Below are 15823 nucleotides of genomic sequence, written 5' to 3' on the forward strand. Positions count from 1 at the left end.
CATCGCCGAGGAGATCCTGTCGTGTCCCTGCCGTCCACCTCGATCGTTCGACCCGCTGAGTCAGCCCGCCGTTCCGTACGCGACCGGTGGCGCGACTTCGGCCGCCCGCCCCGGCTCATGGGCGTCGATGTCGCCCGGGGCCTCGCGATCTTCGGCATGATCGGCGCGCACGTCGGGATCTCGTGGATGGTCGCGGGGCCCGACGGGCCCGACCTCGCCGCGATCGTCCAGGGGCGGTCGTCCATCCTCTTCGCCGTCGTCGCGGGCATTTCCGTCGCGCTTGCGACCGCGCGTGAGCAGCTCCCCCGGGGAGAGGCACTGCGGTCCGCACGTCTGCGTATGGCCGGCCGTGCGCTCGTCGTTCTCGCCCTCGGGCTGGCGCTGGAGATGCTCGGGAGCGGGATCGCCGTCATTCTGCCCATCTACGGCATCCTCTTCCTGATCCTCATCCCGTTCCTGGGACTCCGTCGCCGTACCCTCGCGCTCACCGCGGCCGCGATCGCCGTCGCGGGGCCGACCGTCGTCGCGCTTCTGCGTGCGGTGACGCTCTCGGGCGCCGGCATCCCGCAGGGCATCGGCGGCACCGCGGTCGACTTCCTCATCAGCGGCTCGTATCCGCTGACCGTGTGGCTGCCCCTGGTTCTCGCCGGGATGGCGCTCGGGCGGATGCGACTCGACCGACCGCGGACCGCGGCGGTGCTGTTCGGCGCGGGAGTCGGGCTCGCCGCCTTCGGCTACGGCCTGGGCGACGCGTTCAACGGAACGGTCCGCGGGTGGCTCTCGGGGTGGGGGAGCGTCTCGTCGTCGGAATCCGCGCTGTCATCATCGGGAGCGTCCTCGCTGGTGCCGGGATCGCCCTCGTCGATGGGTCCCGACGGGCGCGGCTATCTGGAACGGTTGAGCGAGGTCGATCTGGGAGCCGCGCTGTCTCAGGCGTGGGGCGTGGCGCCGCACTCGGGAGGGACGTGGGAGATCATCGGGTCCGGCGGCTTCGCGCTCGCCGTCGTCGGCGCCTGCCTGCTCCTCGCGCGTCCGCTCCGCGCGCTGCTCGTGCCTGTCGCGGCAGTCGGCTCCATGCCGCTGACGGCCTACACAGCCCACGTCGTTTCGTTCGCGGTCCTGATCTCCCCGCTTGGGCTCGCCCCCGATCTCGCGTCGTGGGATGGCGATCCCGCCGTCAGCGGATTGTTCTGGATCGGATGCGTCGTGGTGCTTCTCGTCGGATGCACGATGTGGGCGCTCAGCCGTGGCCGGGGACCACTCGAGTCCGTCACCGCGAACGTCGCGCGCCGTGTCGATCTGCCCGCGGGCAGCGGCGCCCGCTAGCACGCGGAAGGGGCCGGCCCTTTCGGACCGGCCCCTTCACTGCGTCGAACGCTCAGAGAGCGCGGATGTTCGTCGCCTGCAGGCCCTTCTGGCCCTGCTCCACGTCGAACTCAACCTTCTGGTTCTCGAACAGGTTGCGGTGTCCAGTGCCGGCGATGGCGCTGAAGTGCGCGAACACGTCCGCGGTGCCGTCGTCCGGAGCGATGAAGCCGAACCCCTTCTCCGAGTTGAACCATTTGACGGTGCCAGTGGCCATGTCGTCATTTTCCTTCTGTGTTCTGGGACCACCGCTGTGATGATCCGGATACCGCTGCGGCGGGGCCGCCGCGGAGTGTGTGGGGGCGAGCAGACACTCGCCGGTGTGGGCGACCTGTCCAGATAGGTGCGGTCGCGGGGCCGAGAGCACGGCCCGGGTGCATGAGATCGACGGCGGAATGAAACGAAGTGCACGTCGGAGTGAACCGACGGAGAGGCGCGCCGTGACGCACCGACTCTCGAATGCTACGCGATTTCGGACGCTTGTGGGGCGACGCGTCGTGCAACGTCACCGAAAGACGCAATACGACTCATCGATCGTGCGCCTCGGGAGCGTTCCCGAAGCGCGCATCGAAAGCCGTCAAGATGCGAGCGCACTCCGCGACATCCTCTGGGGTGCCCGCCAGCTCGAACTCGAACACCACCGGACGTCCCGACACCCGAGCGAGCTCGCGTGCCGCCGCCTGGTAGTGGTCGCCGAAGTTGCGGTTGCCGGAGCCGATGATCCCGACGAGGCGCCGGCGGTTCGCGGGGGAGCGCAGGAAGGCGCGAACCGCCGCCGGCAGGGTCGCGTGAGCGTCGTTCCCCGCCTTGTACGAAGGCGTCAGCAGGATCCAGGGTCCCGGTGCCTCGCTCGAGCGAACGGTCCGCTCGGAGAGGTCGCGCACGGGACGGCCGTCGGTGGCGTGGAGGTTGCTCGCGAAGCGGCGGATGAGGTTAGAAGTCGAGGAGAAGAAGTACACCGGGAGTTGCGCCACGGGGTCAGTCTGCTCCGCGGTGTCCGTGACGGACCGGTGTCGGATCGGGAAAAGTCGCGGTTCCGATTTGTTCCGGCCCGCATGGACACTGTGGTCAGACCACATGGCGCAGACTGTGATCACGGGGTCGAGGTCCCTCCATCCCGGATTCGGACACAGACGCGGCGACCGTCCGCGCCGGGAAGGCTCACGATGTCCATCGCCGTCGACGCCCTCGTCACCCGGGCACAGCGTGCCCTCGACGAGTACGCGCACTTCACCCAGGAACAGATCGACCACATCGTCCGCAAGGCATCGGTCGCGGCGCTGCACCATCACGGTGAGCTGGCCGTCATGGCCGTCGAAGAGACCGGCCGCGGCCTGTTCGAAGACAAGGCCGTGAAGAACATGTTCGCGTGCGAGCACGTGACGCACTCGATCATCGACCAGAAGACCGTCGGCGTCATCGCGCACGACGAGCTGACGGGGATCACCGAGATCGCAGACCCCGTCGGGGTGATCTGTGCGTTGACCCCGGTCACCAACCCGACCTCGACCGCCATCTTCAAGTCGCTCATCGCGCTCAAGACCCGCAACCCGATCATCTTCGGATTCCACCCGTCCGCACAGCGCTGCTCGTCCGAAGCTGCCCGCATCGTGCGCGAGGCCGCGGTGGCGGCCGGCGCGCCCGCCGACTGCATCCAGTGGATCGAAGAGCCGTCGATGGAGGCATCCGGCGAGCTGATGAACCACCCGGGCGTCGCCCTCATCCTCGCCACCGGCGGCAACGCCATGGTCCGCGCCGCCTACTCGTGCGGCAAGCCCGCCCTCGGCGTCGGCGCCGGCAACGTGCCCGCTTTCATCGAACGCACCGCCGACGTCGGTCGCGCCGTCAACGACATCGTGCTGTCGAAGTCGTTCGACATGGGCATGGTCTGCGCGAGCGAGCAGGCGGTCATCCTCGACGAGCCCGTCGCCGAGGAGGCGCTGGACGAGTTCGCCCGCCTGCACGCCTACCGGGTGACGACGGGGGAGAAGGCGATGCTCGAGGCGTTCATCTTCGGGGTGACAGCCGACAGCGTGAACTGCGCCGACGCGAAGCTCAACGCGCGCGTCGTCGGCCAGTCGCCGGTGTGGATCGCCGAGCAGGCGGGCTTCACCGTGCCCGCCGACACCTCGATCCTCCTCGCCGAGGTCTCCGGCGTCGGCCCGCACGAGCCGCTCACGCGCGAGAAGCTCGCCCCGGTCCTCGCCGTTCTCCGTGCCTCGACTCCGGATGAGGGCATCGAGCTCTCGCGGCAGATGGTGGCGTTCGACGGGCTCGGTCACTCCGGCGCCATCCACTCCAACGATGCGGACGTGATCGCCCGCTTCGCGGAGGTCGTCAAGGCGGTCCGCATCATCGAGAATTCGCCGTCGGCCCTCGGCGGCATCGGCGACATCTACAACGCCTTCCTGCCCTCGCTGACCCTCGGCTGCGGCTCGTACGGTCACAACTCCGTCTCCAACAACGTCTCGGCGGTGAACCTCGTGAACGTCAAGCGCGTCGGACGGCGCAACAACAACCTGCAGTGGTTCAAGATCCCGGCGAAGACGTACTTCGAGCCGCACGCGATCCGCTACCTCGCCGACATGCGGGGCGTCGAACGCGTCAGCATCATCACCGACGAGACCATGACCTCGCTCGGCTACGTCGACCGCATCACCGATGTCCTGAACCGTCGCGAGAACCGGGTCCAGGTGCAGCTGCTGAATCAGGTGCGCCCCGAGCCGAAGGTGTCGGAGGTCGTGGCCGGGGCGGAACAGCTGCGCCAGTTCCAGCCCGACACGATCATCGCGCTCGGCGGCGGATCGCCCATGGACGCCGCGAAGGTCATGTGGCTGCTGTACGAGAACCCCGAGATCGAGTTCTCCGACATGCGCGAGAAGTTCTTCGATGTCCGCAAGCGTGCGTTCACGTTCCCCGAGATGGGCAAGAAAGCCAAGCTCGTCTGCGTTCCCACCACGTCGGGGACGGGGTCGGAGATGACTCCCTTCGCCGTCATCACCGACGACGCCACCGGGATGAAGTACCCGCTGGCCGACTACGCGCTCACGCCGTCCGTCGCCATCATCGATCCCGAGCTGACGCGGGTGCTCCCGGGGTTCCTCGTGGCGGATGCCGGCTTCGACGCGCTGACGCACGCGACCGAGGCGTACGTGTCGGTGTACGCCAACGACTACACCGACGGGCTCTGCCTGCACGCGATCAAGCTCATCTTCGAGAACATCGAGCGCAGCACGAAGGCTCAGCCGGGCTCGACCGACAGCGCCGACCGCAAGGCTCGCGAGAAGATGCACAACGCGGCCTCCATCGCGGGGATGGCTTTCGGCAACGCCTTCCTCGGGATCGTGCACGCGATGGCTCACGTCACCGGCGCGACGTACAAGCTCGTGCACGGGCGGACCAACGCGGTCTACCTGCCGCACGTGATCCGGTACAACGGCACGGTGCCGACGAAGCTCACGAGCTGGCCCAAGTACGAGCGGTACATCGCTCCCGAGCGCTTCCAGCAGATCGCGCAGCACCTCGGGCTTCCGGCCGCGACGCCGGAGGAAGGTGTCGAGAGCTACGCCCGCGCGGTGGAGGAGCTGCGAGACCGCGTCGGCATCGAGCGCTCGTTCCAGGCGCAGGGCGTCGACGAAGCCCGCTTCCTCGACAACCTGCACAGTCTCGCGATGGCTGCGTACGAGGATCAGTGCGCACCGGCGAACCCGCGGATGCCGATGATCGATGACATGAAGACGCTCATGGAGGCCGCGTACTACGGCACGTCGTTCGGCGCGGTGCGCGCCACTCGCGCCGCGGCCGTCGCGGCTGCGGATGCCGCCCTCCCGGCTGCGCCGGTCAACGCGGAGACCTCGGACGCCCCCACGAAGAAGAACGGCGGGAAGGCGAAGGCGGCGCACGGCGCCTGACGACGATCCGCGGAGCGCAGGGCCGGACCGAGGTGTCCGGCCCTGCGCCTACGCTGTAGCCATGCAGCAGCGCAGCCTCGCTTCGACCTCCCGTTCCGTCTCGGCCATCGGCCTCGGCACCTGGCAGCTCGGCGCCGATTGGGGCGAGGTCGACGACGACCAGGCTCTGGCCGTCCTCGCGGCCTCCGCCGATGCCGGCGTCACGCTCTTCGACACCGCCGACGTCTACGGCGATGGCCGCAGTGAGACGACCATCGGCCGATTCCTCGCCGGCCGTCCGGGGCACGGCATCACCGTCGCGACCAAGATGGGGCGCCGCGAAGCGCAGGTTCCCGAGAACTACACGCGCGAGAACTTCCGCGCCTGGACCGACCGATCGCGGCGCAACCTGGGTGTCGACACGCTCGACCTCGTGCAGCTGCATTGCCCGCCGTCGGCGGTCATCGAGTCGGACGCGACCTACGACGCCCTCGACGAACTGGTCGCGGACGGAGCGATCACGGCCTACGGCGTCTCGGTCGAGACCGCCGCGCAGGCGCTCGCGGCGATCGCTCGGCCGAACGTCACGAACATCCAGATCATCCTCAATCCCTTCCGGTTGAAGCCGCTCGACGAGGTGCTTCCCGCGGCCCGGGCCGCCGACGTCGCGATCTTCGCGCGCGTCCCCCTGGCGTCGGGTCTGCTGAGCGGTCGCTACACCGAGCAGACCGAGTTCGCGGCCGACGATCACCGTTCGTACAACCGGCACGGCGAGGCCTTCGACCGCGGCGAGACGTTCTCGGGGGTGGACTTCGAGACCGGCCTGACGGCTGCGCGCCGGCTCGCGGCCGCTCTTCCCGAAGGCATCACCCTGCCGGCGGCGACGCTGGCGTGGATCGCCTCGCGTCCGGGCGTCACGAGCGTCATTCCGGGAGCCCGGACGACAGAGCAGGCGCGCGCCAACGCGGCCGCGGCGGATCTGCTCGACGATGGCACCGATCTGACGGCGTTCGCCGATGCGGTCGTCGACGTCTACGACGAGCTCCTGCGAGCAGACATCCACCCGCACTGGTGACCCGCGGCCCGCTCTTGCGTCATCGCCGTGTGCGACCGAGCATGGGCGTATGACTCGGCGACCGCATCCCGCAGCCCTCGTGGCCGTCGTCGCGGTCGGAGTCCTGGCCGTCTCGGGGTACTGGGCGCTTGCGCCGCTTCGCGACCTCGCGGCCGCCACAGCTGAGCCGCCGGCCGCTGCCGCCCTCAGTGACGCTCCGTCATCCACGCCCGTGGCGCAGGCGACGGATGCTGGGCCGGCACCCTACGCCCGCAACGACACCCTCTACGACATCACCGCTCTCCCGTTGATCGACGTGCGCTCGGTCAACCCGGCGGTGCCCGTCGACGACGATCCGATGGGACCGGTGACCTCATCGCTCGCGCGGTCGCTGGGTGCGGGCGCGCCCGTGTTCGCCGACCCCACCGGGCAACCGGTCGGGCACCTTCCTCGCGACCACCACTACGGCGGCACGACCGTGCCCGTCGTCGAGGCCCAGGCCGACTGGGTCAAGGTGCTCCTGCCGGGCCGGCAGGGGGTGCCGCCCGAGGGCAACGGCGGGCAGACCGTCGGGTGGCTGCGCGTCGCCGACGTGGAGCTGACCACGACCCCGCAGTTCGTCGAGGTCCATCTCGCGGCGAACACGATCGACATCGTCAGCGCCGCCGGACGCGAACGCGTGTCGAACCAGTTCGCGTGGGGAAAGCCCTCGACACCGACACCGACCGGACGGACCTTCGTCATGTGGACGACGGTCGTGCCGGAGTTCCGGTACACCCAGGGGCATCCCATGGTCTACCTCGGGGTCCAATCGCCCGTGATGGCGGGCTTCGACGGGGGAGACGTCGCTGTGACGGCCTTCCACTACTACCGGGCGCGCGAGGGCGATACATCCTTCGGCTGCATCTACCTCGACGGGCCCGCGGTCGACCGGCTGGCTCAGCTGCCGGCCGGGACGCCGGTCCTGATTCAGCCCTAGCCGAGCACCTGTGGAGACCCCCGGCGCTCGGGTCGAGGTACGGCCTACGCTGATCGCGTGAGAATGGAGTTCGATGCGGAGGTCTTCCGTTGGGAGGCTCGCACCCAGGATTGGTACTTCGCGGCCGTCCCGGCAGAGCCCAGCGCCGACATCCGAGAAATCCCGCGGATGCCGCGGGGGTTCGGCGCGGTACGGGTCCGGGCGACGATCGGCGGATCGACGTGGCAGACCTCGATCTTTCCGGACGCGAGTCGCGGCGGTTACGTCCTGCCGCTGAAGCAGGCCATCCGTCGAGCTGAATCGATCGGATCGGACGGTGTCGTCCGGGTGAGTCTCGAGGTCCTCGACGCGTGACGGCGGTCTCGATGGCGATGATCGTGCTCGTCGCGGCCGCCGCAGTGCTGAGCTCGGCGCTCGCGGCCGTCGACATCGCGACGCACCGGCTGCCCAATCGCCTCGTCTTCGGACTCGCCGGGACAGCCGCGGGCCTCGCCACGCTCGCGGCGATCGAGCACGCTTCGATGCGTCCGCTCGGTGGGGCGGCTGTCGGTGGCGCGGCGTTGTTCGTCCTGTACTACCTCCTGCATCGCGCCGGCGGTGGGATGGGCGGGGGAGACGTGAAGCTCGCGGCGGCGATCGGGCTTCTCACCGGGCCGCACGGCTGGCAAGCGCCGCTCGTCGCAACGGCGCTCGGACTCGTATCCGGAGGTCTCGTCGCCGTCGTCATGATCGCCGTGCGCCGCGGCGACCGACGCACGCGGATCCCGTTCGGTCCTTTCATGCTCGCCGGCGCATGGGTCGCCGTCGGAGGTTCGTGGGTCGCGGGCTGATGCCTGTCAAGTGCGCGAGGGAGGAGGTGGACGTCGCGCTATCGTGGCCGCATGGCCGAGTCCACGTTCATCTCCCGCTCGATCGCGTGGGCCTTGCAGCGCAAGCCGGTACGCGCATTCCTGCTCTACAGCGAACATCGCGGACCGGTGCTCGCCGACAGCGTCACGTATCGCACCCTGTTCAGCGTGTTCGCCGGCGTGCTGTTGGGGTTCTCCGTCGCGGCGCTCTGGCTCGCCGGCGATCCGGTTGCGTGGCAGGCGCTCATCGACGCGGTGAACCGTGTCATCCCGGGACTCGTCGGAACGAACGGCCTCATCAAGCTCGACGACATCACCGCCCCCGCGGGACTCACGATCGCGGGAGTCATCGCCACCGTCGGTCTGCTCGGCGCGGCGATCGGTGCGATCGGATCGCTCCGTACCGCGATGCGCGCGATCGCGGACCAGCTCACCGACGACGTGCTGTTCGTCTGGGTGCTGCTGCGCAACCTCGCACTCGCGATCGGTATCGGCGGGGCCCTTGTGGCCGCTGCGGGAGTGACCTTCCTCGGGACGGCCGGGGTGGGACTGCTCGCCGACCTCCTCGGTTTCTCTGACGACAACCCGCTCGTGCAGTTCGGCGGCTGGGCCGTGTCGCTGGTGGTGGTGTTCGCCCTCGACGCCGTCGCTGTGGCCGTGCTCTTCCGGGTTCTGTCCGGGGTGAAGGTGCGAAGGCGTGCGCTCTGGAGCGGCGCACTCCTCGGTGCCGCAGGGCTGACGGTGCTGCAGCAGCTGTCCGGGCTGTTCGTCGGTGGCGCGACCTCGAACCCGTTGCTGGCGTCGTTCGCCTCGCTCATCGCGCTGCTGCTGTGGCTCAACCTGTCATCGCAGGTCATCCTCATCGCCACGGCGTACATCATCACGGGCGTGCGCGAAGAGGAAGACCGCGTGCGTGCGCGGTTCGGCGCCGCGACATTCCTGCAGCGGCGCGTGCAGCGTGCCGAGGATGCCGTCTCCGCCGCCGCCCGGGAACTCGACAAGGCCCGCGAGCTCGAGGCCGAGGAACGCGCGAAAGCGAACGCCTGACCTACCGCGCGTAGCGCTCGACGAACGCACGCAGGATCGACCCCGTGTGGGTGACCGGGCTGCGACGCACGGCGCTCAGGGTGAGGTCGAGCTCGTGGGGTGCGAAGTAGCCGTATCCGGCGTAGGCGTGGATACGGGTGGTGATGCCCTCGAGGTCGAGCTCGGGGTGGAACTGCGTCGCGTAGACGTTCTCGCCGACCCGGAACATCTGTACCGGGCATCCGGCTGATGAAGCCAGCAGCACGGCGCGCGGCGGGAGCTCTGAGATCGCTTCCTTGTGCCCGACGAAGGCCGAGAACGTCTGCGGCATCCCGGCCAGGAGCGGGTCGCGCCTGCCGGCATCCATCAACTCGACGTCGACGACGCTGATGGGCTCGCCGAATCGGCGGTCGATCGTGGCGCCGAGGAAGGCGCCCACCGTACCGATGCCGTAGCAGGCCCCGAGGAACGGGGCGTCCTGCGTGACGACCCGCGCCAGAAGATCCGAGAACTCGGCCTCGACCCGGCGCTGCACGGCAGACTTCTGCTCCCACGGATCGGATGCGTTGAACGGGCCGCCGCCCACGAAGATGCCCGACACATCGTCGAGGTCGATGTCGGGCATCGGCCCGGCCTCGAGCCGCACGCGCCGGAGCGAAGCAGGCTCGAGGCCCGTATGGCGGAGGAAGAGCTCGTACTCCTCGTCTGCGGGTACGTCCTCAGCGCGGGTGGCGAGCAGCACGAACGGCTTCACGCCGAGGGGAGCTTTCGTAGTCGCCGAGCACGCATGGCGCAAGCGTATCGGCCGGTCCGGGCGGCGCGGGTATCGTCGGAACCAGGAGGTCAGAACATGGCTATTGCACGACTGCACGGTGGTCCCCTCGATGGGCAGACCCTTCCGCTGGACGACGACGCGTCAGACCGGCTCATCCTTCCCTACAGCGAGACCCAGGTGGTCTACGAGCGCGCCGGCGAGCCGGAGCACAGCGGCGAGGGTGACGGGCCGACGTCGTCCGAGTTCCACTTCGTCGAGGCGGAGGGCGACATCGACCCCTCGACCGACGAGCGCGACGACCGCGTCACCAGTGACGACTGAGCCGCGCAGCTCGCTCGAGATCGAGCGCAAGTACGACGTCGAGGCCGGCACGGCGGTGCCCGACTGGTCGACTCTTCCCGGAGTCGCGTCCGTCGGTGAGCCCGAGCCCCGCGAACTCGACGCGCGTTACCTCGACACCGCCGACGGGCGACTCGCCGAGGCGCTGACCGCGCTGCGGCGACGTACAGGCGGTCCCGACGCGGGCTGGCACGTCAAGCGTTCGACGCCGGAAGGCAAGCTCGAGACGCACTGGCCCCTCGACGACGCCGATGATTCGGCCCCGGTCGAGGTGCCCGAGGCGATCATCGCGGAGCTCGCCGAGGTGGCGCAGCCGCCGTTCGAGGTCATCGCCCGCATCCGGAACTCGCGCACCGCCTTCGCTCTGCTCGATGCCGAGGGCGGCATGGTCGCGGAGTTCGTCGACGATCGGGTGACGGCCGCGGACGAGCGCTCGGGGCGCACGACTTCGTGGCGGGAGTGGGAGCTCGAGCTGGGCCCTGCGGCCCCGAGCACTGCGGCGGGTGTCGCCGAGCTCTTCGCGGCGGCTGATGAGCTCGTGGCATCCGTCGGGGGAGCGCCGGCGGCATCCGAATCCAAGCTCGGACGCGCCCTCGGGCGCTGAGTATCCGCAGCTCGCTCAGACGAAAAGACGAACGCACCGCCGGCCGTAGCCGCGCGGTGCGTTCGTCTTGGAGACGCGAGCGTCAGAGGTTGATCATGTGGCCCGCGAGACCGTGGAAGGCCTCCTGCAGGCCCTCCGACAGCGTCGGGTGCGTGTGGACGTTGCGCGCGGCCTCGAGCGCGGTCAGGTCCCACTTCTGAGCAAGGGTCAACTCGGGCAGCAGCTCCGACACGTCGGGGCCGATCAGGTGTCCGCCCAGGAGCTCCAGGTGCTCAGCGTCGGCGATCAGCTTGACGAAGCCGACGGGCTCGCCCAGGCCGTTCGCCTTGCCGTTCGCCGAGAAGGGGAACTTGGCGACCTTGACGTCGTGACCGGCGTCGCGCGCCTGCTGCTCGGTCAGACCGAACGATGCGACCTGCGGCGAGCAGAACGTCGCACGCGGCATGTTGCGGTAATCGCCGAGAGTCTGCGTCTCGGCTCCGCCGATCGTCTCGGCCGCGACGACGCCCTGCGCCTCGGCGACGTGTGCGAGCTGCAGCTTGGCGGTGACGTCACCGATCGCGTAGATGCCCTCGACATTGGTCCGCATGTGGTCGTCGATGTCGATCGCGCCGCGCTCGGTGAGCTTCACGCCGGTGTTCTCCAGACCGAAGCCCTCGACGCGGGGCGCGAAGCCGATCGACATGAGGACCTTGTCGGCCTCGATCTGCCCCTTCGCGCCGTCGGCGTTGGCCGAGTACGAGACGGTGACCTTGTCGCCGGAGTCGACGATCTGCTCGACCTTGGTCGAGGTGAGGATGTCGATGCCGTACTTCTTGTACTGCTTCTGGATCTCCTTCGAGACCTCGACGTCCTCGTTGGGGAGGGCGCGGTCGAGGAACTCGATGATCGTGACCTTGACGCCGTAGTTCGACATCACGAAGGCGAACTCCATGCCGATCGCGCCGGCACCGACGATGACGATCGAGTTCGGCAGGTCGCGAGTGAGGATCTGCTCCTCGTAGGTCACGACGTTGTCGCTGAGCTGAACGCCGGGGAGCAGGCGCACCGTCGAGCCGGTGGCGATGATGACGTTGTCGAACGTGACGGTCTCCTGCGAGCCATCGGTCTTGGTCACCTGGATCGACTTGGCGTCGAGGAACGAACCGCGACCCTCGTACTCGGTGACCTTGTTCTTCTTCATCAGGAAGTGGATGCCCTTGACGTGCGTCTCGGCCACCTTGCGGCTGCGGTCGAACGCGGTGCCGAAGTCGAAGTTCACATCTCCGCTGATGCCGAAGAGATCGGCCTTGTGCTTGAAGGTGTGGGCGAGGTCGGCGTTCTTCAGCAGCGCCTTGGAAGGGATGCAGCCGACGTTGAGGCAGACGCCTCCCCAGTACTTCTCTTCGATGATCGCGACGGACTGTCCGAGCTGCGCAGCGCGGACAGCTGCGACATACCCGCCGGGGCCCGCGCCGAGGATGACGACGTTGTAGTGAGGCATGCTCCCAGCCTAGTCCTCGGTGCGCCGCCGAGACGCCGCGACGAGGGCGATGACGAGCGCGATCACGCCGGCGACGACGACGATCGACACGACGATCCAGAACACGGCGGGAAGGCCTTCCTCCGCGGTGGTCTCGGCTTCTCCGCCGACGGAGGATGTCGGCGCGGCCGCGGGGTCGCCGGCGGTGAACGAGAACTCGCCCGAGACCGGGTGGCCGTCGCTCGAGACCACACGCCACCGCACGGTGATCGGGCCCTGGCTGTCGCCGCTGAGCGCCTGGGTCGCCGTGGTCCCATCGAGCGCCGGCGCGCCCTCGGCGAGCTCGGTTCCGGCTGCGTCGGTCACCGAGATCGCGTTGACCCCGTCCTCGTCGATCAGGACGCCACTGAAAGTGAGGGTCAGCTCGCCGGGCAGCGCGGTCACCGTCGAATCGGCGGCCGGATCCGAAGCGAGCAGCTCGTCGTGTGCGAGGGCGGGGGACGCTGGTGCGGCGACGGCGAGACCGAGTGCGAGGCCGAGGGCGGCGAGGAGGCGCGTGCGGAGAGCGGGGGTGCGTTGAGACATCGCCCCGAGCCTAATCCGCGAGGCATATGAAGGTCGTGAGAGCCCTCGGGAATCGCGTTCGCGACTCGTCGTCGATCCGTTAGGCTGGCCCGGAAGAGGAGGACACTGTGGACGAAAAGGATCGAGACGTCGACGACATCCGACGCGGCCCCGACCGCGCGCCGCACAGCGGGTCCTCGGACACGACGCAGACGTTCGGGCACGACCTGGACCTGTCATTCGTGCCGTTCGGGGCTGACCTCACCGCTGTCGAGCGCGATGCCATCCAGGCTCTGCCGGAGCGGGCAGCCCTGCTTCTGGTGCGTTCGGGCCCGACGGCGGGAGCCCGGTATCTGCTCGACACCGACGTGACGACCGTCGGTCGCCACCCCGAGGCCGACATCTTCTTCGACGACGTCACGGTCTCGCGCCGGCACGCAGAGATCACTCGCACCGGCTCGGCATTCGAGATCGTCGACCAGCGCTCCCTGAACGGCACGTACGTGAACGGCGAGCGCGTCGACCGAGCTGTGCTCTCGGACGGCGCCGAACTGCGCGTCGGCAAGTTCCGCCTGAACTTCTTCGTCTCACCGCTCGATCGCGGACCGGCGACCGGCGCGTGAGCGCGGCCCCCGCCGCCCGCAGTCGGTCCACGACGGCGGGTCATCTGAGCATCGGTCAGGTGCTCGCCCGGCTCAGCCCGGAGTTTCCGGCTCTGAGCTCGAGCAAGCTCCGTTACCTCGAGGACCAGGGGATCGTCACACCGACGCGCACCGGGTCGGGATACCGGAAGTTCTCGCCCGCGGACGTGGAGCGCCTGCGCACGGCGTTGACGCTCCAGCGCGACCACTACATGCCCCTGGCACGCATCCGTGAGTACCTCGACACACCGGGGGTCGAGGGGCTTCCGCCTGCGCTGCCGGCGTCGATCGTCCAGCATCGGCGCTATCGGCGCGACGAGCTGATCGATCAGGCCGAGGCCACCGCGGCGCTGCTCGGCGACGCGGTGTCAGCGGGCCTGCTGCCCGCCGCCGACACCTACGACGAACGCGCGCTGGTGCTGCTGCGTACCCTCGTCGCCCTCGATCGTCACGGCATCGGTCCTCGCCACCTCCGCACGGTGCGCCAGGCGGCCGAGCGTGACGTCGCGCTCGTCGAGACGGCACTCGCGCCGTTGCTCCGCCGAACCGACTCCTCGTCTCGTGGACGCGCCCACGAGCTCGCTCCCGAACTGGTGCGCCGGCTCGACGACGTCCGTTCGGCGTTCGTCCAGGCGGCTATCGACCGACTCGTCAGGTGAGCCGCACGCGACACGCCGCGGGCTCGGAACGGATGTCGTTGCCGCGGCGGCATCCCTCATCTAGCGTGGAAGAAACCCGACCGTCCGGCAGGAGGACCAGATGACCGCGCATGATTCGCTCGGCGAGATGCGGTTCACGACCGACCTGCTCTTCACCGACGGTCTCCCCGAGATGGATGACGAAGCCGGGTACCGGGGAGCGCAGGCCGCTCGCGCCGCCGGGATCACCTACCGTCAGCTCGACTACTGGGCTCGCACCGAACTCGTCGTCCCGACCGTTCGCGGCGCCAGTGGCTCCGGGTCGCAGCGGCTCTACGGCTTCCGCGACATCCTCGTCCTCAAGCTCGTGAAGCGACTGCTCGACACCGGCATCTCGCTGCAGCAGATCCGCGTCGCCGTGGATCAGCTCCGCGCCGCCGGCATTCGTGATCTCGCCGGGACGACCCTGATGAGCGACGGCGCTTCGGTCTACCTCTGCACGTCGAACGACGAGGTCATCGACCTCGTCAGCCGCGGTCAGGGCGTGTTCGGCATCGCGGTCGGGAAGGTCCTCCGCGAGGTCGAGTCGACGCTCGTGGAGTTCGACCCCCAGGCGCCGGACCCCGTCGACGAGCTCGCCGCGCGACGCTCGGCGCGCAGCGCCTGAGTCGCTCCCGATACACAGAACCCCGGCGCACCTGCGGTGCGGCCGGGGTTTCGTTCGTGTGGCGGCGAGCCGATCAGCTCGGCATGGCCGTGGGGGTCTCGCCCGCGACCGGGATGCGGCCGGTGCGCAGCACGCGGTCGAGCAGCGCGTCGAAGTCGGACGCGAGCTCCTGCGCGGAGTCTCCGGGCCAGATGTGGAGCGGCTTCGCCGCACCCTGGGCCTGCTGCAGCGAGGTGCGTTCGGGCAGCTGAGGCGAGAGCACCAGGGGACCGAACATGTCGCGGAGTTCCTTGATGCGGAACTGGTGCTCGATCGACTGCGGACGCACGCGGTTGACCACGATTCCGAGGGGCTGCAGGCGAGGCGAAAGGCCGCGTCGGATCTCCTCGATGGCACGGAGGGCGCGATCGGCGGCAGCGACAGAGAACAGGCCGGGCTCGGTCACGACGATCACGCGGTCGCTGGCCGCCCACGCCGTGCGGGTCAGGGCGTTGAGAGAGGGAGCGCAGTCGATGAGCACGAGGTCGTAGTCGGCCTCGATGGTCGCGAGAGCCTCTTCGAGCTTCCAGACGTCGCGCACGCTCGGGTGCGGTCCGTCGAAGTTGATGGCCGACGGGCTGCCGATCAGAACGTCGATGGTGCCGGGGTGCACCTTCGCCCATCCGCTCGAGGTGATGGCCTGACGGACCACCTTCTCCTTCGGATTGGCGAGGACATCGGCGACGTTGAGACGGCCGGCGACCTGGATGTCCATCCCCGTCGACACGTCGGACTGCGGATCGAGGTCGACAACCAACGTCCGGACACCGCGGGCGAACGCGGCGGATGCGAGCCCCAGGGTGACCGTCGTCTTGCCGACCCCGCCCTTGAGCGAGCTGACGGAAAGTACGTGCACGAGGCTCTACGTTACCTTCCCCTAGGCTGTGAGGGTATTCGAGCCCCCGCGCGGCGCCGTTGCCGCGCGACTCACT

At 69.1% G+C, this 15823-nt stretch carries 18 protein-coding genes; 12 read left to right on the forward strand and 6 right to left on the reverse strand.

Features of this window, described 5'->3' with window-relative positions; translation table 11 throughout:
- Positions 1–21 precede the first annotated feature (21 nt).
- On the forward strand, positions 22–1326 hold the full coding sequence (locus VC184_RS05215) for a heparan-alpha-glucosaminide N-acetyltransferase domain-containing protein (protein WP_323987478.1): 1305 nt from the start codon (positions 22–24) through the stop codon (positions 1324–1326).
- Between the two features lie 52 nt (positions 1327–1378).
- Here the strand turns inward: VC184_RS05215 and VC184_RS05220 are convergent, their stop codons facing one another.
- Positions 1379–1582, reverse strand: a complete 204-nt coding sequence (locus VC184_RS05220) for a cold-shock protein (RefSeq protein WP_023951622.1) — start codon at positions 1580–1582, stop codon at positions 1379–1381.
- A 310-nt stretch (positions 1583–1892) separates the two neighbouring features.
- Entirely contained in the window at positions 1893–2339 is a 447-nt protein-coding gene (nrdI, locus tag VC184_RS05225; RefSeq protein ID WP_282502358.1) for a class Ib ribonucleoside-diphosphate reductase assembly flavoprotein NrdI, read from the reverse strand.
- Between the two features lie 192 nt (positions 2340–2531).
- On the opposite strand from nrdI, the gene adhE reads away from it, so the two are divergent.
- The 6 genes from adhE to VC184_RS05255 all read left to right on the forward strand — a co-directional run bounded on the left by adhE (position 2532) and on the right by VC184_RS05255 (position 9183).
- Positions 2532–5276, forward strand: coding sequence for a bifunctional acetaldehyde-CoA/alcohol dehydrogenase (gene adhE / locus VC184_RS05230; protein WP_323987479.1), 2745 nt, complete (start codon positions 2532–2534; stop codon positions 5274–5276).
- Between the two features lie 61 nt (positions 5277–5337).
- The gene (locus VC184_RS05235) at positions 5338–6330 is read left to right on the forward strand and encodes an aldo/keto reductase (protein ID WP_274177614.1); all 993 of its coding nucleotides are present in this window, start codon (positions 5338–5340) and stop codon (positions 6328–6330) included.
- A gap of 49 nt (positions 6331–6379) precedes the next feature.
- Positions 6380–7288, forward strand: a complete 909-nt coding sequence (locus VC184_RS05240) for a L,D-transpeptidase (RefSeq protein ID WP_323987481.1) — start codon at positions 6380–6382, stop codon at positions 7286–7288.
- A 63-nt stretch (positions 7289–7351) separates the two neighbouring features.
- Positions 7352–7642, forward strand: a complete 291-nt coding sequence (locus VC184_RS05245; RefSeq protein WP_323987716.1) for a DUF1905 domain-containing protein — start codon at positions 7352–7354, stop codon at positions 7640–7642.
- Positions 7639–8118, forward strand: a complete 480-nt coding sequence (locus VC184_RS05250) for an A24 family peptidase (RefSeq protein WP_323987483.1) — start codon at positions 7639–7641, stop codon at positions 8116–8118. Before VC184_RS05245 ends, VC184_RS05250 begins: the two co-directional genes overlap by 4 nt.
- Positions 8119–8169: 51 nt before the next feature.
- A complete protein-coding gene (locus VC184_RS05255; protein ID WP_323987485.1) occupies positions 8170–9183 on the forward strand; it encodes a YihY/virulence factor BrkB family protein in 1014 nt (337 codons plus the stop codon).
- 1 nt (position 9184) lies between these two features.
- Here the strand turns inward: VC184_RS05255 and VC184_RS05260 are convergent, their stop codons facing one another.
- Positions 9185–9916, reverse strand: a complete 732-nt coding sequence (locus VC184_RS05260) for a glutamine amidotransferase (protein ID WP_274177619.1) — start codon at positions 9914–9916, stop codon at positions 9185–9187.
- Between the two features lie 96 nt (positions 9917–10012).
- Between VC184_RS05260 and VC184_RS05265 the strand changes: the two genes are divergently transcribed.
- Positions 10013–10258, forward strand: a complete 246-nt coding sequence (locus VC184_RS05265; RefSeq protein ID WP_323987486.1) for a response regulator — start codon at positions 10013–10015, stop codon at positions 10256–10258.
- Entirely contained in the window at positions 10248–10880 is a 633-nt protein-coding gene (locus tag VC184_RS05270) for a CYTH domain-containing protein (RefSeq protein ID WP_323987487.1), read from the forward strand. Before VC184_RS05265 ends, VC184_RS05270 begins: the two co-directional genes overlap by 11 nt.
- Positions 10881–10962: 82 nt before the next feature.
- Here VC184_RS05270 and lpdA read toward each other — a convergent pair whose 3' ends face one another.
- Together lpdA and VC184_RS05280 are read right to left on the reverse strand one after the other, a co-directional pair.
- The gene (gene lpdA / locus VC184_RS05275) at positions 10963–12363 is read right to left on the reverse strand and encodes a dihydrolipoyl dehydrogenase (RefSeq protein WP_114587916.1); all 1401 of its coding nucleotides are present in this window, start codon (positions 12361–12363) and stop codon (positions 10963–10965) included.
- 9 nt (positions 12364–12372) lie between these two features.
- The gene (locus VC184_RS05280) at positions 12373–12927 is read right to left on the reverse strand and encodes a copper resistance CopC family protein (protein WP_274177621.1); all 555 of its coding nucleotides are present in this window, start codon (positions 12925–12927) and stop codon (positions 12373–12375) included.
- 107 nt (positions 12928–13034) lie between these two features.
- Between VC184_RS05280 and VC184_RS05285 the strand changes: the two genes are divergently transcribed.
- From VC184_RS05285 to VC184_RS05295, 3 genes are all read left to right on the forward strand, one after another.
- Positions 13035–13529, forward strand: coding sequence for an FHA domain-containing protein (locus VC184_RS05285; RefSeq protein ID WP_112613910.1), 495 nt, complete (start codon positions 13035–13037; stop codon positions 13527–13529).
- Positions 13526–14206, forward strand: coding sequence for a transcriptional regulator FtsR (gene ftsR, locus VC184_RS05290; protein WP_274177622.1), 681 nt, complete (start codon positions 13526–13528; stop codon positions 14204–14206). The genes VC184_RS05285 and ftsR overlap by 4 nt, the downstream gene beginning before the upstream one ends.
- Positions 14207–14306: 100 nt before the next feature.
- Entirely contained in the window at positions 14307–14852 is a 546-nt protein-coding gene (locus VC184_RS05295; protein ID WP_023951592.1) for a MerR family transcriptional regulator, read from the forward strand.
- Positions 14853–14925: 73 nt separating this feature from the next.
- Here the strand turns inward: VC184_RS05295 and VC184_RS05300 are convergent, their stop codons facing one another.
- Complete coding sequence (locus VC184_RS05300) at positions 14926–15747, reverse strand: ParA family protein (RefSeq protein ID WP_323987488.1); 822 nt, start codon at positions 15745–15747, stop codon at positions 14926–14928.
- Between the last annotated feature and the right edge of the window lie 76 nt (positions 15748–15823).

This window comes from Microbacterium plantarum (genome assembly GCF_035231185.1).
Taxonomy (GTDB): Bacteria; Actinomycetota; Actinomycetes; order Actinomycetales; family Microbacteriaceae; genus Microbacterium; species Microbacterium plantarum.

What these genes read in the sequence shown, in the direction of transcription:
- VC184_RS05295 (WP_023951592.1), top strand. Translation starts at nt 14,307, where the DNA reads ATGACCGCGCATGATTCGCTCGGCGAGATGCGGTTCACGACCGACCTG.
- VC184_RS05280 (WP_274177621.1), bottom strand. Translation starts at nt 12,927, where the DNA reads ATGTCTCAACGCACCCCCGCTCTCCGCACGCGCCTCCTCGCCGCCCTC.
- VC184_RS05245 (WP_323987716.1), top strand. Translation starts at nt 7,352, where the DNA reads ATGGAGTTCGATGCGGAGGTCTTCCGTTGGGAGGCTCGCACCCAGGAT.
- VC184_RS05265 (WP_323987486.1), top strand. Translation starts at nt 10,013, where the DNA reads ATGGCTATTGCACGACTGCACGGTGGTCCCCTCGATGGGCAGACCCTT.
- adhE (WP_323987479.1), top strand. Translation starts at nt 2,532, where the DNA reads ATGTCCATCGCCGTCGACGCCCTCGTCACCCGGGCACAGCGTGCCCTC.
- VC184_RS05240 (WP_323987481.1), top strand. Translation starts at nt 6,380, where the DNA reads ATGACTCGGCGACCGCATCCCGCAGCCCTCGTGGCCGTCGTCGCGGTC.
- VC184_RS05220 (WP_023951622.1), bottom strand. Translation starts at nt 1,582, where the DNA reads ATGGCCACTGGCACCGTCAAATGGTTCAACTCGGAGAAGGGGTTCGGC.
- VC184_RS05255 (WP_323987485.1), top strand. Translation starts at nt 8,170, where the DNA reads ATGGCCGAGTCCACGTTCATCTCCCGCTCGATCGCGTGGGCCTTGCAG.
- lpdA (WP_114587916.1), bottom strand. Translation starts at nt 12,363, where the DNA reads ATGCCTCACTACAACGTCGTCATCCTCGGCGCGGGCCCCGGCGGGTAT.
- VC184_RS05235 (WP_274177614.1), top strand. Translation starts at nt 5,338, where the DNA reads ATGCAGCAGCGCAGCCTCGCTTCGACCTCCCGTTCCGTCTCGGCCATC.